Raw genomic sequence first — 26,245 nt, 5'->3', positions numbered from 1 at the left:
TCAGAGCCCCATCTGCTTGGCGATGATCTCGTTCATGATCTCCCGCGTGCCGCCGCCGATGGAGAGGATGCGGTTGTCGCGGTACAGCCGCTCCACCAGGCTCTCGCGCATGTAGCCCATGCCGCCCAGTACCTGCACCGCGTCGTAGGTCACCCGGTCGGCGATGTCGGTGGCGAAGTTCTTGGCCATGGAGATTTCCTTGATCACGCTCTTGCCGACAGCCATCTTCGCCGCCTGGCGGTAGGTGAACTCGCGGGACACTTCGACTTGCGTGGCCATCTCCGCCAGCCGGTGCTTGAGCACCTGGAACTTGCCGACCGGCTTGCCGAACGCCTCGCGCTCGCGGCTCCAGGCTAGCGCCTCGTCCAGCGCCAGCTGCGCGGTCATGTTGGCCATGATCGCCAGGGCCAGGCGCTCGCTCTGGAAGTTCGCCATGATGCAGGCGAAGCCCATGTTCTCGGCGCCGATGAGGTTCTCCACCGGCACCCTGCAGTCGTCGAAGAACAGCTCGGCGGTATCCGACGCCCACCAGCCCATCTTCTTCAGCTTGCGGCTGACCGTGAAGCCGGGCGTGCCTTTCTCCACCAGCAGCAGGCTGACGCCCCCGAAGCCATCGCCGCCGGTGCGCACGGCCACCGTGTAGTAGTCGGCGCGCACGCCGCTGGTGATGAAGGTCTTGCTGCCGCTTACGCGGTAGTGGTCGCCATCGCGCACGGCGCGGGTCTTCAGGCTGGCCACATCGGAACCGCCGGAAGGCTCGGTGACCGCCAGCGCCATGATCTTCTCGCCGGCCAGCACCTGCGGCGCGATGCGTTCACGCAGCTCCGGGCGGCCCCACTTGATCAAGGGCGGCAGGCCGATATCCAGCGAGCCCAGCCCCGCCACCAGCCCACCGGAGCCGCAGCGCATCAGCTCCTCGCTGGCCGCCACCTTGGCGAACAGGTCACCCTCGTGACTGCCGCCGAGCGCTTCCGGATAGCCGATGCCAAGGATGCCCGCCTCGCCGGCCTTGCGGTACAGCTCGCGAGGAAACTCCTCGGCCTCCTCCCAGTCGGCGACATGGGGCAGGATTTCCCGCTCGACGAAGCGCCGTACGCTGTCGCGGACCAGGCGGTGGCTGTCATCGAAGTACTCGGTGAACACGGACATGGCAAGGCTCCAGACGGTTTGGGTGAAACTTACCGAGCGCTTGCTTGGTTTACAAGGCGAGACACCCGCCATCGGCTAGGACAGATGCGCCGCCCCGAATCGCTCGCGGTAAATCGATGGGGCCACGCCGGCCGAGCCACGAAAGGCGTTGCGGAAGCTTTCAACGGTGCCGAAGCCGCATTGCTCGGCGATTCGCTCGACGCTGTCGGTGCTGCCCTCCAGCAGTTCACGGGCGCGCGCCATACGCTCGTGCTGCAACCACGCCTTGGGCGTCATGCCGGTGGCTTCGCTGAAGCGGCGCAGGAAGGTGCGTTCGCTCATCGCCACGCGGCTGGCCAATTCGCCCACCGAGATGGATCGGTCCAGGCCCTGACGGGCCCACTCCAGCAGCCCGGCGAGATCGTGCCGGGGCGCCTGGGCCACCGGCGCGGGGATGAACTGTGCCTGCCCGCCACCGCGTTGCGGCGACATGACCAACCGGCGGGCCACGGTGTTGGCAACCTGCACGCCAAAATCCCGCGCCACCAGGTGCAGGCAGGCATCGATGCCCGCTGCACTGCCGGCAGACGTGATCACCTGTCCGGCGTCGACGTAGAGCACTTGCGCATCCACTTCGATGGCGGGGAAGCGTTCTGCCAACTCCTCGGCATAGCGCCAGTGCGTGGTCGCACGCTGGCCGTCGAGCAAGCCGGCTCCTGCAAGAACGAAGACCCCCGAGCAGATCGACAGCAGTCGTGCGCCCTCGTCATGGGCCTTGCGCAGCGCCTGTAGCAGTTCGGCGGACGGCGTCTCGGCGCGGTCTCGCCATCCCGGCACGATGATAGTGCCGGCCGCTTCGAGCGCGTCCAGCCCGCCATCGGCCAGCACGCGGATGCCGCCCATGGCGCGCATCGGGCCGGGGTCGACGGCAACGATGCGGTGGCGGTACCAGGGAAAGTCGAACTCCGGGCGCGGCAGGCCGAAGACTTCCACGGCGATGCCGAATTCGAAGGTGCACAGGCCGTCGTAAGCGAGAACGGCCACTGCGAGGGGATCACGCTGCATTTGGCGGAAAACTTCCGATCACTGTCCAGACCGCCACTTTAGCCGGCTTTCGCGGCTGCATACAGTGGCGCCATCTTCCCCAGGAGCCTTGCCATGCCCAGCCTTGTCAGCCAATTCCCGGCCGCCCTGCCCGCCGACGCCCTTGCCCACTTCAGCCATCGCCTGGCCTTCGAGACCGACTGCTCCGACGTCAACCACGCCCTGCAGAACGGCGAACAGGATTTCGTCCTGCTTGATGTGCGAAACGCTGCCGCCTTCGCCCATAGCCATGTACCCGGCGCGCTGAACCTGCCGACACGGGAGATCGACGCGCGGCGCATGGCGCAGTTCCCACCGGGCACCCTGTTCGTCGTCTACTGCGCCGGGCCGCACTGCAACGGTGTGCACCGCGCCGCCGCGAAGCTCGCGGCACTGGGTCTGCCGGTGAAGGAAATGATTGGCGGAGTGACCGGCTGGCTGGACGAGGGCCTGGCGCTGGTCGGTGCGGCCGGTGAAGCGCTGCGGACGGACGGAGCAGGTCTCGGTTGCGCCTGTTGATCGTAGAAACAACAAGGCCGGAGTGTCTCCGGCCTTGCTCGAGTCCTTCTGGCTGGCGCTATCAGCTGCTGATAGGCCGGCGCCCCGCCAGGGCATGGGCCAGGGTGCCGCCGTCCACCAGTTCCAGCTCGCCACCCAGTGGTACGCCGTGGGCGATGCGCGACAGCACCAGATCGCCGCCGCCGAGCAATTGAGCGATGTAGTGGGCAGTCGCCTCCCCCTCCACCGTGGGGTTGGTGGCGAGGATGATCTCGCTGAAGTTGCCGGCCCTGATCCGCGCCTCCAGCTCGGGAATGCCAATGGCTTCCGGGCCGAGGCCATCCAGCGGCGACAGGTGCCCCTTGAGCACGAAGTAGCGGCCGCGGTAGCCGGTCTGCTCGACGGCGAACACATCCAGCGGACCTTCCACCACGCACAGTACGCTGTCGTCCCGGCGCGGGTCGGTGCACTGCGGACAGAACTCATCCTCGGACAGGGTGCGGCACTGCTTGCAATGACCGACACCTTCCATCGCCTGGGTCAACGCCTGGGCCAGGCGCAGGCCACCGCTGCGGTCGCGCTCCAGCAGCTGCAGCGCCATGCGCTGGGCACTCTTCTGCCCCACGCCGGGCAGGGTGCGCAGGGCATCGATCAATTGGCGGATCAGCGGCGTGAAGCTCATGGGGCGGTCTCGGGTTTTCGGAGGATTAGAACGACTGTAGGAGCGAGCTTGCTCGCGAACCCCGCCCAGCCACACGGGCCGGAAGAGCATTCGCGAGCAAGCTCGCTCCTACAGGGGGAGAGCCGGGATCAGAAGGGCATCTTGAAGCCGGGCGGCAGTTGCATGCCGGCAGTCATGCCGGACATCTTGTCCTGGTTGTTCTGCTCGATCTTGCGCACGGCGTCGTTCACCGCAGCGGCGATCAGGTCTTCGAGGATTTCCTTGTCTTCCTGCATCAGGCTGTCATCCAGGGAGACGCGCTTGACGTCGTGGCGACCGGTCATCACCACGCTCACCAGGCCGGCGCCGGATTGGCCGGTCACTTCGGCGTTGGCCAGCTCTTCCTGCATCTTCTGCATTTTTTCCTGCATCTGCTGGGCCTGCTTCATCAGGCCGGCCATGCCACCTTTCATCATGTCGAGTTCCTCGATTCGTTCAGTCGTGGAGAAAGTCAGAGCCTGTTCGCGGCCTCGCGAGCTAGAGCAGAACCAGGCGAAAGCGAGCGCGGGAGCGGAGTTTACACCCCGTAAATAAGCATCCCTCGCTTGCTTTCAACAACGTTCTGCCGACGCGCAGCAGGTCGCGGACTGGCTCTCAGGCCTTCGCCTCCAGGGGTTCAATGGTACCGTCGCGGACGACCGCGGCGAACTGTTGCTTCATCTGTAGCACATACGGGTCAGCGTCAATCGACGCCTCGGCCTGACGCTGACGCTCGGCGCGCTTGCGCGCAGCGGCCTGGGCCGGGGTTTCCTGCTCGGGCTTCTGCTGGGTGACCTGCAGGGTCAGGGTTCGCCCGTGGAACTGGTTCAGCGCGTCATTCAGGCGGCGCTGCTGAGTCGCGTTGAACAGCGCGCTCTGACCCGGGTCCAGGTGCAGGTGCCAGTTGTCACCGTCCACCGCGACCAGGGTGCAGTTGGCACCGATGCTGGCGGTCAGGCCGGCCAGGCCCAGACGCGGGAACAGGTCCAGCCACTCGGCGGCAAGGCCGGTGGCAGGCATGGCAGCGGGCTCGGGCTCCGGCTCGGCCTGCTCCTGCGACGCCTCGCTCTCGAGGTAGCCGTAGGACTCCATGTCGACTTCGTAGTAGTCCTCGGCGGGCGGCGGCTCTTCGTCGCGATCATCGTCCTCGGCCGGGGCTTCGGCCACGACCGGGGACTGCATTTCCACCGGTGCCGGGGCAGCAGCTTGCGCCGGAGCGACCTCTACCTCTACCGCTGCAGGTGCAGGTGCAGGTGCAGGTGCAGGCTCGACCGGTGCAGGAGCGGCGGCAACCGGTGCAGAGGGTTCGTCCCACGGCAGGTCCACAGGCGCTTCGGCAACCGGCGGCTGCGGCTCGACGGCCGGAGCCACAGATTCTGCGGCGACGACCACTTCCGGCAGCGCTTCGACCGGCGCGGGAGCAGCAACAGGCGCAGCCTCCACCACCGGAGCCGGAGCCGGAGCCGGAGCCGGAGCCGGAGCCGGAGCCGGAGCCACCTGAGGCTGCGGCGCGACAACGACCGCTTCAACCTCGGCGGCCGGAGCCACAGGGGCGACCGGCGCTGGCGCAACGGGCGGCGGAGCAATGGATGCAACCGGCGCCGCAACGGCGGCGCCGGCCACTGGGTTCGGGTTGGAATCAGCCGTGGCCTTGCTGATCCCCAGGTCCTTTAGTGGTGACCTCGGTGCGCCGTCGGCATCGGCCGGGCGGAACGCCAGCATGCGCAGCAGCACCATCTCGAAGCCGCCGCGGGGATCGGGCGCCAGCGGCAGGTCGCGGCGGCCGATCAGGCCCATCTGGTAATAGAACTGCACGTCCTCGGCCGGCAGCGCCTGGGCCAGTGCCAGCACGCGGTCGCGGTCGCCCTGGCCGTTGTCCACCGCCTCGGGCAGCGCCTGGGCAATGGCCACGCGGTGCAGCACGTTGAGCATTTCGGCAAGCACGCCGCCCCAATCCGGGCCCTGCCCGGCCAGGTGGCGGACGGCTTCCAGCAGCGCGCGGGCATCGCCTTCCAGCAGTGCATGAAGCACGCCGTAGACCTGCCCGTGATCCAGGGTACCGAGCATGGCGCGCACGTCGGCGGCCAGCACCTTGCCCTCGCCGAAGGCGATGGCCTGGTCGGTGAGGCTCATGGCGTCACGCATGGAGCCATCGGCGGCACGGCCGAGCAGCCACAGCGCATCGTCCTCGAACGGCACGTTCTCGGCGCCAAGGACGTGGGTGAGGTGTTCCACCACGCGCTCCGGCGGCATGTTCTTCAACGAGAACTGCAGGCAGCGCGAGAGGATGGTCACCGGCAGTTTCTGCGGGTCCGTGGTGGCCAGCAGGAACTTCACGTGGGGCGGCGGCTCCTCCAGGGTCTTCAACAGGGCGTTGAAGCTGTGGCTGGAGAGCATGTGCACTTCGTCGATCAGGTAGACCTTGTAGCGCCCGCGGCTCGGCGAGTACTGCACGTTGTCGAGCAACTCGCGGGTGTCTTCGACCTTGGTGCGGCTGGCGGCGTCCACTTCAATGAGGTCGACGAAGCGGCCTTCATCGATCTCCCGGCACACCGAGCACTGACCGCAGGGGGTCGAGCTGACGCCGGTCTCGCAGTTCAGGCACTTGGCCAGGATGCGCGCAATGGTGGTCTTGCCCACACCGCGGGTACCGGTGAACAGGTAGGCGTGGTGCAGACGCTGGTTGTCCAGCGCATTGATCAGGGCCTTGAGCACATGGGTCTGGCCGACCATTTCGCGGAACGAGCGCGGACGCCATTTGCGAGCAAGAACCTGATAACTCATTGAAATCCATCGCGACAGGTGAGCAGAAGTGCGCTAATCCTAGCGAAGCGGACCGTAAATTGCACCCGATGTCCGCACCGGTCGTTGTCGCATCTTGGCAAGGGCCGGGCTACACGGCATTGTGTAGTCGTTCTGCCATCAACGGAGCCTTGATGCGCTTCCTCGCTACCACCCTGCTGCTGACCACCGCCCTCGCCCAGGCCGACGACCGTCCCCTGCGCTTCTCGGTGGTCGACAGCTGGGCGATGCCGCTGGCGCGGATCGAGAACGGCGAACTGACCGGCGGCATCCTGTTCGAGCTGTTCAACGAGACGGCACGCGAACTGGGCCGCCCGGCTGCCTTCCACATCGTCCCCCGCGCCCGCATCGAGCAGGCCCTGCTGAGCCACTCCGTCGACGTGCGCTGCTATGTGTCGCGCACCTGGACCGAGCACGACTTCAACGACTACCGCTGGACTGCACCGCTGATGCTGCAGCGCGACCTGCTGGTAGTCCGCGATGCCCCGGCCGACAAGCTGGAAACCCTGCCAAGCCAGTCCGTCGGCACCGTGCTGGGCTATCACTACCCGCGCCTGCAGCCTCTGCTGGACAGCCACTGGCTGACCCGCGACGACGCGCGCAACCAGGAACTGGTGCTGAAGAAGCTACGTATCGGCCGCTATCAGTACGCGATCAGCAGCGAGTTCGCGCTGAACTGGTTCAACCGTGAATTGCCCGAGGCGGAGCGCCTGAGAATCGCCAGCGTGATCGAGGAAACGCCGCTGTCGTGCATGGTGCTGGACGCGCCCGAAGTCCGCGCCGACGAGGTGCTGTCGGTGCTGGCGAAGATCAAGGCGTCAGGGAAGATCGAGGAAATCCTGGGTCACTATCGCTGAGGCGACAGGTGCATCGACAGGATGGGGGCAGCGGACTTTCCTGACCCCGAAATGGAGGCGGCCCCGCCAGCCACACCCCGGCACACAATGTCCCCGCCTTGGCTGCTTCCTTCCGGACCTGACCAGGTAAGCGAGTAATCGTTGCGGGGGGACCGACAGGGCCACCATCACGAGAAGCTCGCCAGATCAGCGAGCCGCGCCATTGTAGCGGCTTGAGCGCAACTTACAAGCACTTCAAGCACTTCAAGCACTTAGCGACGTTCCCCATGCAATTCCTGACCTTCATCACGAATTTGCCTTTTCAATAGAGGAATTTGCCTGCATCCAATTCAGAAAATTCCAACGGTGCCGACGCTATAGGAAGAACCCGTCGCTCAATGGCGGGCCAAGACCGAGCGAGGAATGCCAGCATGCCCGTTGCACTGCGATCCACCACTCTCGTTGCCCTGCTCTTCTCGGCCCCGCTGATGGCCTACGATGGCGTCATCCACTTCAGCGGCGCCGTGGTCGAGCCTACCTGCCAGGTCGGGCTGAGCGAAGTCACTGCGAAAAGCGCGCGGGTACGCCTGAGCGAGTGCAACCGGGCCATGACGATCATGCTGAACGAGCCGCGCAGCGCGATGCCGAGCGTGAGCTACCGGCTGACCGACGCACGCGGCAAGGCGCTGGGGAAAGGTATAAGGACCAACGGCGATGCCGATAGCGTGATCCGCGAGATCACCAGGGGTGGCGTGGTCGCGGACCAGCGCAATGTGGTCCTGGTGGCCGAGTACCTGTAACGGGCGTTACTGCCCCTGGAGCAACCCTTCAGGCCGAGGCTGGGTGGAGACTTCCAGGTTCGGCCCGATGAACAGGTCCATCTTGCTGTAGCCCGGACGGGTGCTGAAGGTGGAGTAGCGCTCTGCCCCCTGGTGAAACTGGAAAGCGACGCGGTATTCGCCTGAACGCAGCAGGCGCAGCGGGAAGGCGCGCGCTTCGCCCGGCCTGATCTCGCCAGCGAGGGCTTCCTCGCCGTTTTCCTTGAAGCTGTAGCTCACTGCCGGCCCGCCCACGCCTTCGTAATGAAGGACGATCTGCGGGCGCTCGGTCCAGGCCACGTAGGCCCCGAACAGCACCACCAGTGCTCCGACGCCGAGCAGGCGCTGCTTTCTTGCCTTGTCCATCTAGCTCTCCGTCAATCGTTGGCCCGCCCCGCCCTGCATCGCAACGCAGGGGCCGGAGCGGGCCTGTCGATCAGTTCAGGCTGTCGACCAGGGCTTTGGCGGGCACCAGACGCACCGCCTTCTTCGCGGCGATCTCGATGGTCTTGCCGGTCTGTGGGTTGCGGCCGGTACGGGCAGCGCGCTCGCTGACCTTGAGCTTGCCGATACCCGGCAGGGTCAGCTCACCGTCGTTCTCCAGGGCGTCCTGGGCGATCTGCGCCAGTTGCTCGAACACGCCGCGCACGGCGGCCTGGGTCAGGTCAAGGGATTCGGCGATATCGCGAACCAGTTGGTCCTTGGTCATGGGCATGGATTGACTCCTTGATGCGTTGATCTTGATTCTTTGATGGGAAGAAAGGCGTGTCAGGCGCCGAGGCCATGGTCGGCCAGCAGCTTGATCAGCTGCTCTTCGTCCATGACGGCGACGCCAAGTTCCTGGGCCTTGGCCAACTTTGAACCCGCTCCCGGTCCTGCAACGACGCAGTGGGTCTTGGCCGAGACGGAGCCGGCCACCTTGGCGCCCAGGCTTTCGAGCTTTTCCTTGGCGACGTCGCGGCTCATGGCCTCCAGCGTGCCGGTGAGCACCCAGGTCTGGCCCGCCAGCGGCAGGCCTTCGACCACCTTGCGCTCGCTGCGCCAGTGCATGCCGAACTCCGCCAGCTGCGCCTCGACGGCCTTCGCACGCTCGACGCGGGCGGCGTCGGCGAAGTACTCGCGAACCGACTGCTTGGCCTTCTCGTTCACGCCCTTGAGGGTGCTGAGGTCCAGCCAGTCCTGGCTGAGGGCAACCAGCGCGTCGAGGCTGCCGGTACGGTCCGCAAGCTTCTCTGCACCGGTGGCGGCAATGAAGGGAATGTTCAGCTTGTCGATGAAGCCCGCCAGGGTGGCAACGGCGGCAAACTCGGCCGAGACCTCGCCCTCGTCCTGCAGCTCGATGCCACGCTCCAGCAGTTGCCGGATCACGCTGCGGTTATGCTCGTCACCGAAGAAGTTGTGGATCTCGTAGGCCACTTCGCCACCCACGTCGGGCAGGTAGGTCAGCACCTCCGGCAGCGCCTTCTGGATGCGCGCCAGGGAGCCCAGGGAGCGCGCCAGCAGCTTGGCCGTTTCCTCGCCTACGTCCGGGATGCCCAGGGCGAAGACGAAGCGCGCCAGTGCCGGCTTGCGGCTGTCGGCGATGGCGGCGAGCAGGTTGCGCGTAGAGACCTCGGCGAAGCCTTCCAGCTCGATGACCTGCTCGAAGGTCAGGGTGTAGAGATCAGCCGGGGATTTCACCAGCCCCTTGTCCACCAGTTGCTCGACGATCTTGTCGCCCAGGCCGTCGATGTCCATGGCGCGGCGCGAGACGAAGTGGATGATCGCCTGCTTGAGCTGCGCCTGGCAGAACAGGCGGCCGACGCAACGGTAGATGGCGCCTTCGCTGACCGACTCCTTGCCCTTGCTGCGCTTGACCAGCTGGGTGCGCTCGACCTGCGAACCGCACACCGGGCATTGGGTGGGGATTGCGACCGGGCGCGCGTCTGCCGGACGGCGCTCGGTGACCACCTGCATGACCTGCGGGATCACGTCGCCGGCCCGGCGGATGATCACGGTGTCGCCGATCATCAGGCCCAGGCGCGCGACCTCGTCCATGTTGTGCAGGGTGGCATTGGAGACGGTCACGCCAGCCACCTGCACCGGTTTCAGGCGCGCGACCGGGGTCACGGCACCAGTGCGGCCGACCTGGAACTCCACGTCGAGCAGCTCGGTGAGCTCTTCGCGCGCGGGGAACTTGTGAGCGATGGCCCAGCGCGGCTCGCGGGCGCGGAAGCCCAGCTCACGCTGGAAGTCGATGCGGTTGACCTTGAACACCACGCCGTCGATTTCGTAGGCGAGACTGTCGCGGCGCGTCCCGATGTCTTCGTAGTAGGCGCGGCAGCCTTCGACCCCCTTGGCCAGCTTCAGCTCGCGGCTGATCGGGATGCCCCAGCCTTTGAGGGCTTCAAGGATATCGACCTGGGTAGCCGGCAGCGCGCCACCCTCGACGCGGCCGAAACCGTAGCAGCAGAACTCCAGCGGGCGACTGGCGGTGATCCTAGAGTCCAGCTGGCGCAGACTGCCGGCCGCTGCGTTGCGCGGGTTGGCGAAGGTCTTGCCGCCGGCCTCCATCTGCCGCTCGTTGAGCGCATCGAAACCGGCCTTGGACATGAAGACTTCGCCACGCACTTCCAATACCGCCGGCCAGCCCTCGCCCTTCAGGCGCAGCGGCACATTGCGGATGGTGCGCACGTTGACACTGATGTCTTCGCCGGTGGTGCCATCGCCACGGGTGGCGCCGCGGGTCAGCACGCCATTTTCGTACAGCAGGCTGACCGCGAGGCCGTCGAGCTTGGGCTCGCAACTGTATTCCACCTCGGCACCGCCGCCGAACAGGTCCGACGCCGGCAACTGGTCCGCCAGGCCTTCGCGCACACGGCGATCGAAATCGTTGAGATCCTGCTCCTCGAAGGCGTTGCCCAGGCTGAGCATCGGCACTTCGTGACGTACTTCGCCGAACGCCGAAGCAGCCGTGCCGCCGACGCGCTGGGTTGGCGACTCGGGGGTGATCAGTTCGGGATGCTCGGCTTCCAGCGCCTTCAGCTCTCGGAACAGGCGGTCGTACTCAGCGTCCGGCACGCTCGGCTCGTCGAGCACGTAATAGCGATAGTTGTGGTCGTCGAGTTCGCTGCGCAACTGGGCGATGCGTTCGGCAGCGGTCTGGGAGTCGGTCATGCGGGAATCTCGGCGGCTTTTTCTGCTTGAGGTAGAAATGCGAAGCCCCAAGGGTCGCTTGGGGCTTTTTGTGCAGCGTGCGGGAAGCTTAGCGCTTCTGGGTCAGGGCGCGTCGCTCGAAATCGATGATGCGCTGACGGTAGTGCTCGATGGTCTGCGCGGTCATCACGCTGCGCTGCTCGTCCTTCAGCTCGCCATTGAGTTCCTGCGCCAGCTTGCGGGCGGCGGCGATCATCACGTCGAACGCCTGCTTGGGATGACGCGGGCCCGGCAGGCCGAGGAAGAAGCTCACCGCGCGAGTACTGAACTGGTCGATGTTGTCCAGATCGAAAGTGCCCGGCTTGACCGCATTGGCCATGGAGAACAGCACCTCGCCGTTGCCGGCCATGCTCTCGTGGCGGTGGAAGATGTCCATCTCGCCGTAGCGCAGGCCGCTCTCCAGGATGTTCTGCAGCAGCGCCGGCCCCTTGAAGCCGTTCTCGTCGCGGCTGATGACGTTGATGATCAGCACTTCGTCGACCGGCGCCTGCGGCGCCGACGGAGCAGCAGGTGCGGGAGCTACGCGCTCCTTGTCCTTCTTGCGGTCTTTCTTCGACTTGTCCTTCTCTGCCGGCGCCTCGTCCAGCGGATTGGGGAAATCCTCTTCGTCCAGCGGGCCGAGCAGGTTCGGCGCCGGATCGTCCAGGTTCAGGTCGCCCTGGCGCGGTTCGCCACGGCGCTTGCCGCGCGACTCCTTGGCGCTGACCTTGGGCAGGTCTTCCTCGTCCAGTTCCGGCTCGCGGTGTTCGACCACCCGGGAAGGCCCGAGCAGTTCAGGAGTGTTTTCATCCCCGTCATCGGGCTGGTTGGCAAACTGGCGATCCAGTTTGAACCGCAACTTGCCCTTGCCACCCCGCATGCGACGCCAGCCGTCGAACAGAATGCCGGCGATCACGATAAGCCCAATGACGATCAGCCATTCGCGCAGACCGATATCCATCTAATCCCGTAGCCCCTGAACAAAAAATGATGATGAAAAAAAGGACATCCTATCCCTTGAAAACGTGGAGCCAACTTCATGTTCTGACTGATGTTTTCCACGCGATACAAAAGTGGGCGTTAAGCTAACACGCTCTCACATAACTTTACACTGCCTGAGGCGAGACTCCGACGCACTCTTTGCAACTTTTCATAGCCGTTGCCACTTGCGCGCCTGAAGTGAAGTCTACCCCAATCAAATCAATGCCTTAGGCATGAAACAAAGCATCTTGCCAGCATAGCTCAAGTTCGCCCGGACGATCACGCTTCGGCGAGCGCAACAGCCTCTTCCACATCCACCGCCACCAGACGCGAACAACCCGGTTCGTGCATGGTCACGCCCATCAACTGATCGGCCATCTCCATGGCGATCTTGTTGTGGGTGATATAGATGAACTGCACTTTCTCCGACATTTCCTTCACCAGCCTCGCATAACGGCCTACGTTGGCATCGTCCAGCGGTGCGTCGACTTCGTCGAGCATGCAGAACGGTGCCGGGTTCAGCTGGAAGATCGCAAACACCAGCGCCAGTGCGGTCAGGGCCTTCTCGCCACCGGACAGAAGATGGATGGTGCTGTTCTTCTTGCCCGGCGGCCTCGCCATGATCGCCACCCCGGTATCGAGTAGATCCTCGCCGGTAAGTTCCAGATAGGCATGGCCGCCGCCGAAAACCTTGGGGAACAATGCCTGAAGGCCAGCATTGATCTGGTCGAAGGTTTCCTTGAAGCGGTTGCGGGTTTCCTTGTCGATCTTGCGGATGACGTTTTCCAGGGTATCCAGCGCTTCCACCAGGTCGTCGTTCTGGTCGTCCAGATAGCGCTTGCGCTCGGACTGCTGCTGGTACTCCTCGATCGCGGCCAGGTTGATCGGGCCCAGGCGGCCAATGCGCGCGGCCAGTTCTTCCAGGCGGGTTTCCCAGGCCTTCTCGGCGGCGTCGACGGGCAATGTGCCCAGCACACCGTGCAGGTCGTAGCCATCCTCGTGGAGTTGCTCCTGCAGCGACTTGCGCCGCACGCTCAGGGCCTGCCAGTCCATGCGTTGCTGTTCCAGTTGGCCGCGCAGCAACTGCGACTGTTGCTCAGCCTGGGTGCGGCGCTTCTCGGCGTCACGCAGCTGTCGGTCGGCATCTTCCAGCGCCAGGCGCGCGTGCTTGAGTTCGTCTTCAACCGCCATGCGCCGGTCGAGCAGCTCTTCCAGGCGCATGCGCAGCTCCTCCAGCGGCGCGGCACCCTCCTCCAGGTTGAGGTTGAGCTGCTCGCAACGCTCGACCAGGCGCACGGCCTGGCCGTCCAGGCGCTCCAGCGCCTGGCGGGTGGATTCGTGCTGGGCGCGCAGGGAGCCCACGCGCACGGCCAGCTGATGGGCGTGATCCTTGTGCTGACGGGACTCCTGGCGAATACGGTCGAGCTTCTCGCGCATGCCATCGCGCTCGGCGAGCAGCGATTCGCGACGCTCGGTGTCCACGGCCATGGCGTCCAGCGCTTCCTGCAGGCTCAGGCGGGCTTCGCCCAGCTGCTCCTGCTCGATGGCGTGCTGCTCGGCCAGCTCGGCCAGCTCTTCGTCCAGGCGGCGGCGACGCAGGGTCAGTTGCTCGACCTTGGCCTGCTGCGCGGACAACTGCGCCTTCAGCTCGCCCTGGCGGCGACCTTCGTCCTGCAGGCGGCGGCGCACCTGGTCGCGGCCATCCTCGGCCTGGCGTTGCTCGTCGCGCAGGCGCACCAGTTGTTCGTCGACTTCGGCAAGGCGCTGCTCCAGCGTCTCGCGCTCGGCGTACAGGCGCTCCAGTTCCTGGCCACGCGCCAGCACGCCGCCATCGGCGGACTCGCCACGGCGCACGCGCAGGAAGTGGCGGCCAACCCAGTAGCCATCGCGGCTGATCAGGCTTTCGCCATCCCCCAGCGAAGCACGCTGGGCCAGCGCCTGCTCCAGGGTTTCGACCGGGCGCACGCGGCCCAGCCAGTAGCTCAGGTCGACATTCGTCTCGACCTTGTCCAGCAGGCTGCCGGGACGGGATACGGCGCCAGCGGCCAGATCAAGCAGGCGCAGCTCGCCCTTCTCCAGCGCGTCGAACGGCAGCCCCTTCACGTCATCCAGCAGCACGCCGTGCAGGTCGGCGCCGAGCACGGTTTCCACCGCCAGTTCCCAACCCGGCTGCACGCGCAACCCTTCGGCGAGGCGCGGGCGCTGTTCCAGCCCCTGCTGGCGCAGCCATTGCGCGGTGCCGTCGCCCGGATCGAGCGCAGCCTGCTGCAAGGCTTCGAGCGAGGCGATGCGGCCATTCAGGCGTTGCAGCTCACCCTGCGCCTGGTGCTGCGCGGCGGCGCTTTCCTGCAGGGACTGGCGCACGCGCTCCAGGCGCTCGGCCAGTTCCTGCTCTTCGATCTGTGACTCTTCCAGCAGCAATTCGATGGCGGCGACCTGCTCGCCCAGCTCGAGGATCGCGGCATCTTCCGGATCGGCGGCCAGTTGCGTGCGCTCGTCGTTCAGGCGGCGCTGGCGCTCGCCCTGGCGCTCCAGGCTCTGTTCCAGGTGCTGGATGCGCGACTGCTGCACTTCCGCCTCGCGGCGCGGTTCGGCGCTCTGCTGGTTGAAGGCATCCCAGCGCTGCTGCCAGTCGTGCATGCGCTGTTCGGCATCTTCCAGGCCGACGGTGGCCTCTTCGGCGGCGGCGGCGCTGATTTCCTGCTCCGGGGCCAGGCGCTCCAGCTCTTCGCCCAAGGTGGCGAGCAGGGTGCGGTCGTGGCCCAGGTGGGACTCGGTCTCCTGGCGGGTCTTTTCCGCCTCGCGCAGGTCATCCTGCAATTGGCGCAGGCGCTGCTGGCCATGCTGGATGCTCTGCTCGACGCGGGCGATGTCGCCGCCCACGGAATAGAAGCGGCCCTGTACCTGGTTGAAGGTTTCCGACAGCTCGTGGTGGCCGTCGCGCAGGCGCTCGATGCTGGCGTCGGCACTGCGCTGTTCGGCCACCAGCGCCTCGAAGGCCACTTCCTGGTCGCCGATCACCTTTTCCTTCTGCCCGACCTGTTCGTTCAGGTCACGCCAGCGCAGGGCGCCGAGCTGGGCCTTGAGGGTGCGTTCCTCGGCCTTGAATTCCTGGTACTTCTCCGCCGACTGGGCCTGGCGGTGCAGGCGTTCCAGCTGGCGCTCCAGTTCTTCGCGCAGGTCGGTGAGGCGCGCGAGGTTTTCCTGGGTACGGCGGATGCGGTTCTCGGTCTCGCGGCGGCGTTCCTTGTACTTGGAGATGCCGGCGGCTTCCTCGATGAAGTTGCGCAGATCCTCCGGCTTGGCCTCGATCAGCTTGGAGATCATGCCCTGCTCGATGATCGAGTAGCTGCGCGGCCCAAGGCCGGTGCCGAGGAAGATATCGGTGATATCACGACGCCGGCACTTGGTGCCGTTGAGGAAATAGGTGTTCTGCCCGTCGCGGGTCACGCGGCGGCGGATGGAGATCTCCGCGTAGCTGGCGTATTCGCCCAGCAGGGTCTGGTCGGAGTTGTCGAACACCAGCTCGATGGACGCCTGGGTCACCGGCTTGCGCGTGTTGGAGCCGTTGAAGATGACGTCGGTCATCGACTCGCCGCGGAGGTTCTTCGCCGAACTCTCACCCATCACCCAGCGAACGGCGTCGATGATGTTGGACTTCCCGCAACCGTTGGGACCGACGACGGCCGCCATGTTGCTCGGGAAATTGACCGTCGTCGGATCGACGAAGGACTTGAAGCCCGCCAGCTTGATGCACTTGAGCCGCATGCGCCCTCTTCCCCCGTTCCGTCTCTTGTTGAGAGCTTATCGTTCAGCCAGTGCGGCCAGAACCAGTTGGCTATTGTGCCGACCGTAGTCGAGCAGGACCTCGCGGATGCCCGCCTCGTCACGGCCCACCACCGCACGCAGCAGGCTTTCGAAGCTGCCGATGAACTGACTCATCTCGCCTTTGCGGCGTTCCAGGGCCAGATGATAGGTGCGACTGATGGCTGGCAGGAGATTTTCCACGGTTTCCTGCAGGTAGGGGTTGGCGGCGAACGGGAAGGCAGCGCGCATGATGTCGAAGCTGGACTCGACGAAGGCATTGATGTCGCCGCGTTCGAGGTTCTCCAGCAGGCGCTGCTGGATCGCCATGAACGGAGCCAGGTCGGCTTCGTCTCGCCAGGTCCGCGCCACACTGCTGGCGAGCATGATGTACAGCTCCATCACCAGCGAGTAGAGGCTTTCCACGTGCGCCGCAGACAGCTCGGACACCTGCGCGCCACGGCGCGGCAGGATTACGACCAGATGGCGACGCTCGAGGATCAGCAGCGCTTCGCGGACGGAGCCGCGGCTGACGTTGAGGGTCTGGGTGACCTTCTGCTCCTGGATGCGCTCGCGTTCCTTGAGTTCGCCCCGGATGATGCGTTCGGCAAGGTGATGCGCGATCTGCTCAGCCAGGCTGTCCGGGGCCTTGAACGTCATGGTTGTCCTTAAGAATCGGGGCGCTTTCGAGGGGCTACTGCGGACGCGAAGTGTAACACAGGGTGTTACCGCGCCATCCCCCGCCCAAGGGGGACGACAGAACAAAGGTTGGTGCATGCGCTGGAAGGAACAGGCGCAGGATTGTCTGACAATCCTACACAAGAGACGTATCGGGAGTCGTCCATGTTCGCCTTGTTCCTTTCCCCTGCCTGGATGTTGCGTCTCAAGAAAGCCGGTTACTGGATCTGGCTGGTTCCCGTCTTCGGGATTCCCGTCAGCTACTGGTGGTCCTTCGGTAGCGAATACCCCAATGCCTGGCCCTGGCTGGTGATCACCGTGGTGTTCGGGGTGATCCCGCTGCTGGACTTCGTCGTGGGCCGCGACCCGGCCAACCCCGACGAGGTGGAGGAAGTCCCGCCCATGGAGCGCGAGGGCTACTACCGCTTCCTCAGCCTGCTCACCGTGCCGCTGCTGCTGGGCATGCTGGTCTACGGCGGCTGGGTGCTGGCCACTTATGACGCCTGGAACTGGGTCGGCCAGCTCGGCTGGATCCTTTCCGTGGGCACCGTCATGGGTGCCATCGGCATTACCGTCTCCCACGAACTGATCCACAAGGACCCGGAGCTGGAGCAGAACGCTGGCGGCCTGCTGCTGGCGGCGGTGTGCTACGCGGGCTTCAAGGTGGAACACGTGCGCGGCCACCATGTGCACGTCTCCACGCCGGAAGACGCCTCGTCCTCGCGCTACGGCCAGAGCCTGTATGCCTTCCTGCCCCACGCCTACAAGCACAACTTCCTCAATGCCTGGAGACTGGAGAGCGAGCGCCTCAAGCGCAAAGGCCTGCCGGTGCTGCACTGGCGCAACGAGCTGATCTGGTGGTACGCGATCAGCGCGCTGTTCCTGGTCGGCTTCAGCGTCGCCTTCGGCTGGATCGGCGCGCTGTACTTCATCGGCCAGTCGGTGATGGCCTTCACCCTGCTGGAGATCGTCAACTACGTCGAACACTACGGCCTGCACCGGCGCCGCCTGGAAACCGGGCGCTACGAGCGGACCACCCACGAGCATTCCTGGAACAGCAACTTCCTGCTGACCAACCTGTTCCTCTTCCACCTGCAGCGCCATTCCGACCACCACGCCAACGCCAAGCGCCGCTACCAGGTCCTGCGGCACTTCGACGAGAGCCCGCAACTGCCCAACGGCTACGCCGGGATGATCGTCCTGGCGCTGTTCCCGCCGCTCTGGCGCGCGGTGATGGACCGCCGGGTGCGCGCCTACTACGCCGGCGAGGAATACCAGCTGAGCGCCACCCAGCAAGCCTGATCGACGAGTTCCACGCCTTGGCGGCAAGCCCTACCCCGGCTTGCCGCCTTTTTTCTTTCCGCTGACCGTGTAGGAGCGATCCTGCTCGTGAAGCTCTTCGCCCCTTGAAAGCCGGCCGGCCGGCACGGCGCACGTGTCTGCAACGGCGGTTCGCGAGCAAGCTCGCTCCTACGAGAAGCCGCTCTCTCCATACCACTTGTCATACCGGAAAAACTTTCTGACCATTCGGACAGAAATTTTATTGACTCAAAAGTCAGCTTTCCATAAATTCGCCATCCAGTGCCCTACCAAAAACAAGAATCAGCCTGGAGGCAAGCCTTGATCAGGTTCCTGCTCAATCGCGAGCTGCGCGTCGAAGACCGCCTCGATCCCAATCTCACCGTGCTCAACTACCTGCGCCAGACCCTGGGCAAGACCGGCACCAAGGAGGGTTGCGCCTCCGGTGACTGCGGCGCCTGCACCGTGGTGGTCGGCGAGCTGGTCGGTGAAGAAGGTGCCGAACGCATCCGCTACCGCACCCTCAACTCCTGTCTCACCTTCGTTTCCTCGCTGCACGGCAAGCAGCTGATCAGCGTCGATGACCTCAAGCACCGCGGCGAATTGCACGGCGTACAGCAAGCCATGGTCGATTGCCACGGCTCGCAGTGCGGCTTCTGCACCCCCGGCTTCGTCATGTCGCTGTTCGCCCTGCAGAAGAACACCGCCGGCGAAAATGCCGAGGAGCGCAAGGCCGAGGCCCATGAAGCGCTGGCCGGCAACCTGTGCCGCTGCACCGGCTACCGCCCGATCCTCGACGCCGCCGAGCAATCCTGCTGCCAGAAGCAGCCGGACCAGTTCGACGTCGCCCAGCCGGAAATCATCGCCCAGCTGAAAGCCATCGCGCCCAACGAAACCGCCGAACTGAACAGCGGTGACAAGCGCTGCCTGCTGCCGCTGACCATCGCCGACCTGGCCGATATCTATACCGCCAACCCGCAGGCGCGCCTGCTGGCCGGCGGCACCGACCTGGCCCTGGAAGTCACCCAGTTCCACCGCGAACTGCCGGTGATGATCTACGTCGGCCATGTCGAGGAAATGAAGCGCGTCGAAGTCTTCGACGACCGCATCGAGATCGGCGCGGCGACTCCGCTGACCGACTGCTATGAAGCGCTATCCCGCGACTACCCGGACTTCGGCGAGCTGCTGCACCGCTTCGCTTCGCTGCAGATCCGCAACCAGGGCACCCTGGGCGGCAACATCGGCAACGCCTCGCCCATCGGCGACTCGCCGCCGCTGCTGATCGCCCTCGGCGCGCGCCTGGTGCTGCGCAAGGGTGCCGAGCGCCGCGAGCTGCCCATCGACGAATACTTCATCGACTACAAGGTCACCGCGCGCCAGGAAGGCGAGTTCATCGAACAGGTGATCATCCCGCGCCCGCAGGCCAGCCAGGCGTTCCGCGCCTACAAGGTCTCCAAGCGCCTGGACGACGACATCTCCGCCGTGTGCGCCGCCTTCAACCTGACGGTCGAGAACTGCAGGATCACCGCCGTGCGCACCGGTTTCGGCGGCATGGCCGCGATTCCGAAGCGCGCCAAGGCCTGCGAGGCCGCGCTGCTCGGCCAGACCTTCAACAGCGCCACCTTCGAACGCGCCGCGCTGGCACTGAGCGAGGACTTCGCGCCGCTCACCGACTTCCGTGCGAGCAAGGAATACCGCCTGCTCACCGCGCAGAACCTGCTGCGCAAGTGCTTCCTGGAACTGGAAGCCCCTCAGGCCGTGACCCGGGTGACCCACTATGCATAAGCCGCAGAAAAGCCAGGAAGAACTCACCGCACTGTTCCGCGCCGACCTCACCACCGGCGTCGGCCGCAGCGTCAAGCACGAGAGCGCACCCAAGCACGTCAGCGGCGAAGCGCAATACATCGACGACCGCCTGGAATTTCCCAACCAGCTGCACGTCTATGCCCGCATGAGCGACCGCGCCCACGCGCGCATCACCAGGCTGGACGTCAGCCCCTGCTACCAGTTCCCCGGCGTCGCCATCGCCATCACCAAGGATGACGTGCCCGGCCAGCTGGACATCGGCCCGGTGGTCGCCGGCGACCCGCTGCTGGCGGACGGCAAGGTCGAGTACGTCGGCCAGATGGTCATCGCGGTGGCCGCCGACAGCCTGGAAACCGCGCGCAAGGCGGCCATGGCGGCGATCATCGAGTACGAGGACCTGGAGCCGGTGCTCGACGTGGTCGAGGCGCTGCGCAAGAAGCACTTCGTGCTCGACAGCCACCAGCACAAGATCGGCGACTCCGAGGCCAAGCTGGCCACCGCGCCGAACCGCATCCAGGGCACCCTGCACATCGGAGGCCAGGAGCACTTCTACCTGGAGACGCAGATTTCCTCGGTGATGCCCACCGAAGACGGCGGCGTGATCGTCTACACCTCCACGCAGAACCCCACCGAAGTGCAGAAGCTGGTGGCCGAAGTGCTGGGCATCTCCTTCAACAAGGTGGTCATCGACATGCGCCGCATGGGCGGTGGCTTCGGCGGCAAGGAAACCCAGGCCGCTGCACCGGCCTGCCTGTGCGCGGTGATCGCGCGCCTCACCGGCCGCCCGACGAAGATGCGCCTGCCGCGCGTCGAAGACATGCAGATGACCGGCAAGCGCCACCCGTTCTACGTCGAATACGACGTGGGCTTCGAGGATGACGGCCTGCTGCACGGCATCAACATCGAGCTGGCCGGCAACTGCGGCTACTCGCCGGACCTCTCCGGCTCCATCGTCGACCGCGCGATGTTCCACTCGGACAACGCCTACTTCCTCGGCAACGCCACGGTGAACGGTCACCGCTGCAAGACCAACACCGCGTCGAACACCGCCTACCGCGGCTTCGGCGGCCCGCAGGGCATGGTCGCCATCGAGGAAATCATGGACGCCGTCGCGCGCCATCTGGGCAAGGACCCACTGGAAGTGCGCAAGCGCAACTACTATGGCAAGGACGAGCGCAACGTCACCCACTACTACCAGCAGGTCGAACACAACCTGCTGGAGGAAATGACCGAGGAGCTGGAAGCCAGCGCCGAGTACGCCAAGCGCCGCGCCGAGATCCGTGCTTTCAACGCCAGCAGCCCGGTGCTGAAGAAAGGCCTGTCGCTGACCCCGGTGAAATTCGGCATCAGCTTCACCGCCACCTTCCTCAACCAGGCCGGTGCGCTGATCCACATCTACACCGACGGCAGCATCCACCTGAACCACGGCGGCACCGAGATGGGCCAGGGCCTGAACACCAAGGTCGCCCAGGTGGTGGCCGAGGTCTTCCAGGTCGATATCGACCGCGTGCAGATCACCGCGACCAACACCGACAAGGTGCCCAACACCTCGCCGACCGCCGCGTCCTCCGGCGCCGACCTGAACGGCAAGGCCGCGCAGAACGCCGCCGAAATCCTCAAGCAGCGCCTGGTGGAATTCGCCGCCAAGCACTGGAAGGTCACCGAGGATGACGTCGAGTTCCGCAACAACCAGGTGCGCGTGCGCGACCTGATCCTGCCGTTCGAGGAACTGGTGCAACAGGCCTACTTCGGCCAGGTTTCGCTCTCCTCCACCGGCTTCTACCGCACGCCGAAGATCTACTACGACCGCAGCCAGGCGCGCGGCCGGCCGTTCTACTACTTCGCCTATGGCGTGTCCTGCTCGGAAGTGATCGTCGACACCCTCACCGGCGAGTACAAGATGCTGCGCAGCGACATCCTCCACGACGTCGGCGCCTCGCTGAACCCGGCCATCGACATCGGCCAGGTGGAAGGCGGCTTCGTCCAGGGCATGGGCTGGCTGACCATGGAAGAGCTGGTGTGGAACGCCAAGGGCAAGCTGATGACCAACGGCCCGGCGAGCTACAAGATCCCGGCCATCGCCGACATGCCCATCGACCTGCGGGTGAAGCTGGTGGAAAACCGCAAGAACCCGGAGCAGACGGTGTTCCACTCCAAGGCCGTCGGCGAGCCGCCGTTCATGCTGGGTATCTCGGTGTTCTGTGCGATCAAGGACGCCGTGGCCAGCCTGGCCGACTACCGCGCCCAGCCGCAGATCGACGCCCCGGCCACTCCCGAGCGCGTGCTCTGGGGCGTGGAGCAGATGCGCAAGCTGAAGCTGGCCCAGGCCGAGAAAGCACCGGCTCAGGTCGAGCCGGCGTGATGTGACCATGGGGCACCGCTGGCAGGGAGAGACGTCCCCACTTCCGTCCTCCGCCCTGCCAGCGGCGCCCCACCCTAACTCCAAATTGCAGGAGCGAGCTCGCTCGCGAACCGCCCAGCCACAGAGCTGCCGGGAAACCCGTTCGCGAGCAAGCTCGCTCCTACAGAAAAGCCACCTCCGAGGTTCGATACGATGAACTGGATCAGTGCCCTCGCCGACCTGCAACAGCGCGCCGAAGCCAGCGTGCTGGTGACCATCATCGAAGAACGCGGCTCGACCCCGCGCAACGCCGGCTCGAAGATGGTCGTCAGCGCCGACAGGCTCTACGACACCATCGGCGGCGGGCACCTCGAATTCAAGGCCATGGCCATCGCCCGCGAGATGCTGCAGAACCGCGAGCGCGAACCGAAGCTGGAGCGCTTCAGCCTCGGCGCCAGCCTCGGCCAGTGCTGCGGCGGCGCCACCGTGCTGCTGTTCGAACCCATGGGCCAGCCCCAGGCACACATCGCCGTGTTCGGCGCCGGCCATGTCGGCCGCGCCCTGGTGCCATTGCTCGCCAGCCTGCCGTGCAAGGTGCGCTGGATCGACTCGCGGGAGGCCGAATTCCCCGGCCATATCCCCGAGGGCGTGACCCGCGTGATCAACGAAGAGGTGATCGACGAGATCGACGAAATGCCCGCCGGCAGCTACTTCATCGTCATGACCCACAACCACGCGCTGGACCTGGAGCTGACCGCGAAGATCCTCGAACGCAACGACTTCACCTACTTCGGCCTGATCGGCTCGGACACCAAGCGCGCCAAGTTCGAACACCGCCTGCGCGACCGCGGTTTCGCCGCCGACACCGTGCAGCGCATGCGCTGCCCCATGGGCATCAGCGAAGTGAAGGGCAAGCTGCCGGTGGAGATCGCCGTGTCCATTGCCGGCGAAGTCATCGCCACCTACAACGCCACCTTCGGTCAGGAGACCGGCAAGGGCGAGAACACCGTGGCCAAACTGTTACCCAACAGCCGCCGCGCGCGCACCGCCGAAAGCGGCGCCTGAAATTCCGTAGCATGGGCGCCTGCCCATCCCGCCCCGGCGCCTGCGAGCGCCCCGGCCCCGAAACACGACTGAAGAGAGATCGATGAGCACTCAAGCCAAAGCCTACCGCGCCAGCATCCTGCACAGCGTCGCCGACCCGGCCGAAGTCGGTGTGGAGAAGTCCTACCAGTATTTCGAGGACGGTATCCTGCTGGTGGAAGACGGCAAGGTCGCCCGCCTCGGCCACGCCGCCGAGCTGCTGCCGCAACTGGGCGGCGTGGAAGTGGTCGAATACCGCGACGCGCTGATCACCCCCGGCTTCATCGACACCCACATCCACTACCCGCAGACCGGCATGATCGCCTCCTACGGCGAGCAACTGCTGGACTGGCTGAACACCTACACCTTCCCCACCGAGAAGCAGTTCGCCGACCCGGCCCACGCCGCCGATGTCGCCGGCATCTTCCTCAAGGAACTGCTGCGCGCCGGCACCACCACCGCGCTGGTGTTCGGCACCGTGCACCCGCAGTCGGTGGACGCGTTGTTCGGCGCGGCCGAGAAGCTCGACCTGCGCCTGATCGCCGGCAAGGTGATGATGGACCGCAACGCGCCGGACTACCTGACCGACACCGCCGAAAGCAGCTACACCGACAGCAAGGCGCTGATCGAGCGCTGGCACGGCAAGGGCCGCCTGCTCTACGCCGTGACCCCGCGCTTCGCCCCGACCAGCACGCCTGAACAGCTCGACGCCGCCGGCCGCCTGCTCAAGGAATTCCCGGGCGTGTACCTGCACACGCACCTGTCGGAAAACCTCAAGGAAATCGAGTGGGTCAAGGAACTGTTCCCGGAGCGCAAGGGCTACCTGGACGTCTACGACCACCATGGCCTGCTCGGTCCGCGCTCGGTATTCGCCCACGGCGTGCACCTGTGCGACGGCGAATGCCAGCGCCTGTCGGAAACCGGCTCGGCCGTGGCCTTCTGCCCGACCTCCAACCTGTTCCTGGGCAGCGGCCTGTTCGACCTGGCCAAGCTGGAGAAGCACAAGGTCAAGGTCGGCCTGGGCACCGACGTCGGTGCCGGCACCAGCTTCTCCCAGCTGCAATCGCTGAACGAGGCCTACAAGGTGATGCAGCTGCAGGGCATCAAGCTCGACCCGTTCAAGTCGCTGTACCTGGCCACCCTCGGCGGCGCCCGCGCACTGGAACTGGAAGACAAGGTCGGCAGCTTCGCCCAGGGCAACGAGGCCGACTTCGTGGTCCTCGACTACAAGGCCACCCCGCTGCTGGACTACCGCCTGCAGCAGGCGAAAACCCTGGAGGAGAAACTCTTCGCACTGGTCATCCTCGGCGACGACCGTACCGTGAAGGAAACCTTCGCGCACGGTCGCAACGTGCATCGCCGCGGTTGACCCCTTACGGCTTCGGCGCCGGGTCCTCGCTCAGGACCAACCCGGCGCCGGGGCCGCTTTTCTTTCTTCGATCGCGTCGGGATGCCAGTTTCTACTGGGAAGCTCCGACGTTCCCCGCCGTGCGTGGGAGCGGACTCCGTCCGCGATTGGCCTGTCGAGCGCTGCGTTGGGCGGGTTCGCGNNNAAGCTCGCTCCTACAGGTTCGTACTGATGCGCTCTTCGTAGGAGCGAGNTTGCTCGCGAACCGCACGCCACCGAGCCAACAGGCACTCTACTCCCGTACCTCCACCAGCACCGGGCACGGCGCCCGCTCGATCACCCGCTGCCCCACCGACGGATCGAGCAAGCGTTCGATGCGCCCCAGATGCCGGTGCCCGATCACGATCAGGTCGCATTCCAGGCGCTCCGCCTCGCGCAGGATCGCCCGCGCCGGATCACCGGCCACCACCGCTCCCGTCGCAACGCACGGCTGCAACTGCACCACGGCGTCATCCACCAGCGCCTGGGCCTCGTGCTGCTCCTGCTCGGCCGGCGGGTACTCCAGCGCATCCTGGCGCGGCATGGCGAAGGCGCGGTCCACGGCGCAGACCACATGCACCACCGCATCGCTGCACAGCGCCAGCTCGGCGGCACTGGCAATGATCCGAGGCGACTGCGCCGAACCGTCGACGGCCAGCAGTATCCGTTTGAACATGCCTTTCTCCTTCATGAAACGAAATCCGCCGCCATTCTTCGGGGCGCGCGCCGGACCGTAAAGGCACGCCAGACGTAATGAACCATTGCACGAAACGCACGCTTGCCCAGCGAGCCCTTCGCAATGGAACATGAATAGCACCGCACCACCGTCTTCGGAGTCACCATGGCCCTGCCCGATCTCAACCTGCTGGTCGCCCTCAACATCCTGCTCGAAGAAGGCAGCGTGGTCGGTGCGGCGCGACGCATGCACCTCAGTGCACCCGCCATGAGCCGCACCCTGTCGCGCATTCGTGAAGCGGTGGGCGACCCGATCATGGTCCGCGCCGGGCGCAACCTGGTGCCGACACCTCGCGCCCTGCAGTTGCGCGAGGAAGTCAGCGACCTGGTGGAACACGCCATGCGCCTGTTCAACGCCAAGGAAAACCTGCGCATGGACCAGCTCGAACGCTGCTTCGTGCTGCGCTCCAACAACGTACTGGTGGGCGGTTTCGCCTCGCGCATGCTGGCGGTGATGAAGGACGAGGCGCCGCGCTGCAGCCTGCGCATCGCCCCGGAAGCCGACTTCGACGACGAAGCCCTGCGGCAGAACCGCATCGACCTCTACATCGGCGCCACCTCGACCCTGGAGCCGGAAATCCGCACGCAGACCCTGTTCACCACCAGCTTCGTCGGCCTGGCGCGGCGCGACCACCCGATCTTCGACGACGAGATCACCCCGGAGCGCTTCGCCTCCTTCCCGCAGATCAGCGTGTCGCGGCGCGGCCGGGCCATCGGGCCGATCGACGAGGAACTGGCGAACCTCGGCCTGCACCGGGAAATCCGCCTGACCGCGCCGACCTTCCACTCCTCGATCTTCGCCCTGCTGGAATCCGACCTGGTGCTGCCCATCGCCGAGCATTCGCTGTGGCGCCTGGACCGCCTGGGCTTCGCCCTGCGCCAGTTCGACATCCCGCTGCCGCTGAAATCCGTGGTGATCCTGCAGGCCTGGCACCCGCGCTTCGACAACGACCCCGCACACAGCTGGCTGCGCCAGACGGTGAAGCGCGTCTGCATCGAATTGCGGGAAAGCTCCGGCCTGCTGAGCTGATCGCTCAATCAGTGCATCAGACGCACTGATTAGCTGCAATCATTTCAATTTTCACAACTCAC

The 26,245-nt window shown here is 65.6% G+C and carries 21 protein-coding genes and 1 other RNA gene; 9 read left to right on the top strand and 13 right to left on the bottom strand.

The features are described from left to right. Positions 1-1,149 (bottom strand): acyl-CoA dehydrogenase family protein, encoded by a 1,149-nt coding sequence (locus tag UB43_RS04705; protein WP_045209097.1) that lies wholly within the window; start codon positions 1,147-1,149, stop codon positions 1-3. Positions 1,150-1,224: 75 nt separating this feature from the next. Beyond that, positions 1,225-2,193 (bottom strand): transcriptional regulator FtrA, encoded by a 969-nt coding sequence (ftrA, locus tag UB43_RS04700; protein ID WP_045209093.1) that lies wholly within the window; start codon positions 2,191-2,193, stop codon positions 1,225-1,227. 93 nt (positions 2,194-2,286) lie between these two features. Between ftrA and UB43_RS04695 the strand changes: the two genes are divergently transcribed. Next, positions 2,287-2,730: a rhodanese-like domain-containing protein gene (locus UB43_RS04695; protein ID WP_045209091.1), complete on the top strand. Its 444-nt coding sequence runs from the start codon at positions 2,287-2,289 to the stop codon at positions 2,728-2,730. 61 nt (positions 2,731-2,791) lie between these two features. Here the strand turns inward: UB43_RS04695 and recR are convergent, their stop codons facing one another. The 3 genes from recR to dnaX all read right to left on the bottom strand — a co-directional run bounded on the left by recR (position 2,792) and on the right by dnaX (position 6,193). Then, positions 2,792-3,391: a recombination mediator RecR gene (recR, locus tag UB43_RS04690; RefSeq protein ID WP_045209090.1), complete on the bottom strand. Its 600-nt coding sequence runs from the start codon at positions 3,389-3,391 to the stop codon at positions 2,792-2,794. A gap of 128 nt (positions 3,392-3,519) precedes the next feature. Continuing rightward, positions 3,520-3,846 (bottom strand): YbaB/EbfC family nucleoid-associated protein, encoded by a 327-nt coding sequence (locus UB43_RS04685; RefSeq protein ID WP_045209089.1) that lies wholly within the window; start codon positions 3,844-3,846, stop codon positions 3,520-3,522. Between the two features lie 178 nt (positions 3,847-4,024). After that, the gene (dnaX, locus tag UB43_RS04680) at positions 4,025-6,193 is read right to left on the bottom strand and encodes a DNA polymerase III subunit gamma/tau (protein WP_045209086.1); all 2,169 of its coding nucleotides are present in this window, start codon (positions 6,191-6,193) and stop codon (positions 4,025-4,027) included. A gap of 152 nt (positions 6,194-6,345) precedes the next feature. Here dnaX and UB43_RS04675 point away from each other — a divergent pair, with 152 nt between their 5' ends. Then, complete coding sequence (locus UB43_RS04675) at positions 6,346-7,068, top strand: ABC transporter substrate-binding protein (protein ID WP_045209084.1); 723 nt, start codon at positions 6,346-6,348, stop codon at positions 7,066-7,068. Between the two features lie 61 nt (positions 7,069-7,129). Here UB43_RS04675 and ffs read toward each other — a convergent pair. Continuing rightward, an RNA gene (gene ffs, locus UB43_RS29035) (signal recognition particle sRNA small type) lies at positions 7,130-7,226 on the bottom strand. Between the two features lie 252 nt (positions 7,227-7,478). Here ffs and UB43_RS04670 point away from each other — a divergent pair. Continuing rightward, the gene (locus UB43_RS04670; RefSeq protein WP_045209082.1) at positions 7,479-7,847 is read left to right on the top strand and encodes a hypothetical protein; all 369 of its coding nucleotides are present in this window, start codon (positions 7,479-7,481) and stop codon (positions 7,845-7,847) included. Positions 7,848-7,853: 6 nt separating this feature from the next. On the opposite strand, the gene UB43_RS04665 is transcribed toward UB43_RS04670, so the two are convergent. The 6 genes from UB43_RS04665 to UB43_RS04640 form a co-directional block, all read right to left on the bottom strand. Next, on the bottom strand, positions 7,854-8,231 hold the full coding sequence (locus UB43_RS04665) for a hypothetical protein (protein ID WP_045209079.1): 378 nt from the start codon (positions 8,229-8,231) through the stop codon (positions 7,854-7,856). Between the two features lie 70 nt (positions 8,232-8,301). After that, positions 8,302-8,604: an HU family DNA-binding protein gene (locus tag UB43_RS04660; RefSeq protein ID WP_256204898.1), complete on the bottom strand. Its 303-nt coding sequence runs from the start codon at positions 8,602-8,604 to the stop codon at positions 8,302-8,304. Positions 8,605-8,633: 29 nt separating this feature from the next. Then, positions 8,634-11,021 (bottom strand): NAD-dependent DNA ligase LigA, encoded by a 2,388-nt coding sequence (ligA, locus tag UB43_RS04655; protein ID WP_045209076.1) that lies wholly within the window; start codon positions 11,019-11,021, stop codon positions 8,634-8,636. A gap of 88 nt (positions 11,022-11,109) precedes the next feature. Continuing rightward, positions 11,110-12,000 (bottom strand): cell division protein ZipA, encoded by an 891-nt coding sequence (zipA, locus tag UB43_RS04650; RefSeq protein WP_045209070.1) that lies wholly within the window; start codon positions 11,998-12,000, stop codon positions 11,110-11,112. 299 nt (positions 12,001-12,299) lie between these two features. After that, on the bottom strand, positions 12,300-15,788 hold the full coding sequence (gene smc / locus UB43_RS04645) for a chromosome segregation protein SMC (RefSeq protein WP_045209068.1): 3,489 nt from the start codon (positions 15,786-15,788) through the stop codon (positions 12,300-12,302). Positions 15,789-15,824: 36 nt separating this feature from the next. Beyond that, entirely contained in the window at positions 15,825-16,484 is a 660-nt protein-coding gene (locus tag UB43_RS04640) for a GntR family transcriptional regulator (protein ID WP_045209065.1), read from the bottom strand. A gap of 183 nt (positions 16,485-16,667) precedes the next feature. Here UB43_RS04640 and UB43_RS04635 point away from each other — a divergent pair, with 183 nt between their 5' ends. From UB43_RS04635 to guaD, 5 genes are all read left to right on the top strand, one after another. Further along, the gene (locus UB43_RS04635; RefSeq protein ID WP_045209063.1) at positions 16,668-17,804 is read left to right on the top strand and encodes an alkane 1-monooxygenase; all 1,137 of its coding nucleotides are present in this window, start codon (positions 16,668-16,670) and stop codon (positions 17,802-17,804) included. A 318-nt stretch (positions 17,805-18,122) separates the two neighbouring features. Next, positions 18,123-19,586, top strand: a complete 1,464-nt coding sequence (gene xdhA, locus UB43_RS04630) for a xanthine dehydrogenase small subunit (RefSeq protein ID WP_045209062.1) — start codon at positions 18,123-18,125, stop codon at positions 19,584-19,586. Beyond that, positions 19,579-21,969: a xanthine dehydrogenase molybdopterin binding subunit gene (gene xdhB, locus UB43_RS04625; protein WP_045209061.1), complete on the top strand. Its 2,391-nt coding sequence runs from the start codon at positions 19,579-19,581 to the stop codon at positions 21,967-21,969. The genes xdhA and xdhB overlap by 8 nt, the downstream gene beginning before the upstream one ends. A gap of 192 nt (positions 21,970-22,161) precedes the next feature. Further along, complete coding sequence (gene xdhC, locus UB43_RS04620) at positions 22,162-23,013, top strand: xanthine dehydrogenase accessory protein XdhC (RefSeq protein WP_045209060.1); 852 nt, start codon at positions 22,162-22,164, stop codon at positions 23,011-23,013. Positions 23,014-23,095: 82 nt separating this feature from the next. Next, positions 23,096-24,400, top strand: a complete 1,305-nt coding sequence (gene guaD / locus UB43_RS04615; RefSeq protein WP_045209059.1) for a guanine deaminase — start codon at positions 23,096-23,098, stop codon at positions 24,398-24,400. 271 nt (positions 24,401-24,671) lie between these two features. Here guaD and UB43_RS04610 read toward each other — a convergent pair whose 3' ends face one another. Continuing rightward, complete coding sequence (locus UB43_RS04610) at positions 24,672-25,094, bottom strand: universal stress protein (RefSeq protein ID WP_045209058.1); 423 nt, start codon at positions 25,092-25,094, stop codon at positions 24,672-24,674. Between the two features lie 165 nt (positions 25,095-25,259). Here UB43_RS04610 and UB43_RS04605 point away from each other — a divergent pair, with 165 nt between their 5' ends. Continuing rightward, the gene (locus UB43_RS04605) at positions 25,260-26,183 is read left to right on the top strand and encodes a LysR family transcriptional regulator (RefSeq protein WP_045209057.1); all 924 of its coding nucleotides are present in this window, start codon (positions 25,260-25,262) and stop codon (positions 26,181-26,183) included. Positions 26,184-26,245: the final 62 nt, after the last annotated feature.

Origin of the sequence: Pseudomonas sp. 21, assembly GCF_000955805.1 — a bacterium.
Classification (GTDB): domain Bacteria; phylum Pseudomonadota; class Gammaproteobacteria; order Pseudomonadales; family Pseudomonadaceae; genus Pseudomonas.
The sequence above is the reverse complement of the archived record's forward strand: the minus strand, read 5'-3'. Positions and strand labels throughout refer to the sequence as shown.

Excerpts from the sequence above, each read along its gene's own strand:
- zipA (WP_045209070.1), bottom strand. The coding sequence starts at position 12,000 with ATGGATATCGGTCTGCGCGAATGGCTGATCGTCATTGGGCTTATCGTG.
- recR (WP_045209090.1), bottom strand. The coding sequence starts at position 3,391 with ATGAGCTTCACGCCGCTGATCCGCCAATTGATCGATGCCCTGCGCACC.
- ftrA (WP_045209093.1), bottom strand. The coding sequence starts at position 2,193 with ATGCAGCGTGATCCCCTCGCAGTGGCCGTTCTCGCTTACGACGGCCTG.
- UB43_RS04610 (WP_045209058.1), bottom strand. The coding sequence starts at position 25,094 with ATGTTCAAACGGATACTGCTGGCCGTCGACGGTTCGGCGCAGTCGCCT.
- xdhB (WP_045209061.1), top strand. The coding sequence starts at position 19,579 with ATGCATAAGCCGCAGAAAAGCCAGGAAGAACTCACCGCACTGTTCCGC.
- UB43_RS04635 (WP_045209063.1), top strand. The coding sequence starts at position 16,668 with ATGTTCGCCTTGTTCCTTTCCCCTGCCTGGATGTTGCGTCTCAAGAAA.
- xdhC (WP_045209060.1), top strand. The coding sequence starts at position 22,162 with ATGAACTGGATCAGTGCCCTCGCCGACCTGCAACAGCGCGCCGAAGCC.
- UB43_RS04695 (WP_045209091.1), top strand. The coding sequence starts at position 2,287 with ATGCCCAGCCTTGTCAGCCAATTCCCGGCCGCCCTGCCCGCCGACGCC.
- smc (WP_045209068.1), bottom strand. The coding sequence starts at position 15,788 with ATGCGGCTCAAGTGCATCAAGCTGGCGGGCTTCAAGTCCTTCGTCGAT.
- UB43_RS04705 (WP_045209097.1), bottom strand. The coding sequence starts at position 1,149 with ATGTCCGTGTTCACCGAGTACTTCGATGACAGCCACCGCCTGGTCCGC.
- UB43_RS04665 (WP_045209079.1), bottom strand. The coding sequence starts at position 8,231 with ATGGACAAGGCAAGAAAGCAGCGCCTGCTCGGCGTCGGAGCACTGGTG.
- guaD (WP_045209059.1), top strand. The coding sequence starts at position 23,096 with ATGAGCACTCAAGCCAAAGCCTACCGCGCCAGCATCCTGCACAGCGTC.
- ligA (WP_045209076.1), bottom strand. The coding sequence starts at position 11,021 with ATGACCGACTCCCAGACCGCTGCCGAACGCATCGCCCAGTTGCGCAGC.
- UB43_RS04605 (WP_045209057.1), top strand. The coding sequence starts at position 25,260 with ATGGCCCTGCCCGATCTCAACCTGCTGGTCGCCCTCAACATCCTGCTC.
- dnaX (WP_045209086.1), bottom strand. The coding sequence starts at position 6,193 with ATGAGTTATCAGGTTCTTGCTCGCAAATGGCGTCCGCGCTCGTTCCGC.
- UB43_RS04685 (WP_045209089.1), bottom strand. The coding sequence starts at position 3,846 with ATGATGAAAGGTGGCATGGCCGGCCTGATGAAGCAGGCCCAGCAGATG.
- UB43_RS04670 (WP_045209082.1), top strand. The coding sequence starts at position 7,479 with ATGCCCGTTGCACTGCGATCCACCACTCTCGTTGCCCTGCTCTTCTCG.
- UB43_RS04675 (WP_045209084.1), top strand. The coding sequence starts at position 6,346 with ATGCGCTTCCTCGCTACCACCCTGCTGCTGACCACCGCCCTCGCCCAG.
- UB43_RS04640 (WP_045209065.1), bottom strand. The coding sequence starts at position 16,484 with ATGACGTTCAAGGCCCCGGACAGCCTGGCTGAGCAGATCGCGCATCAC.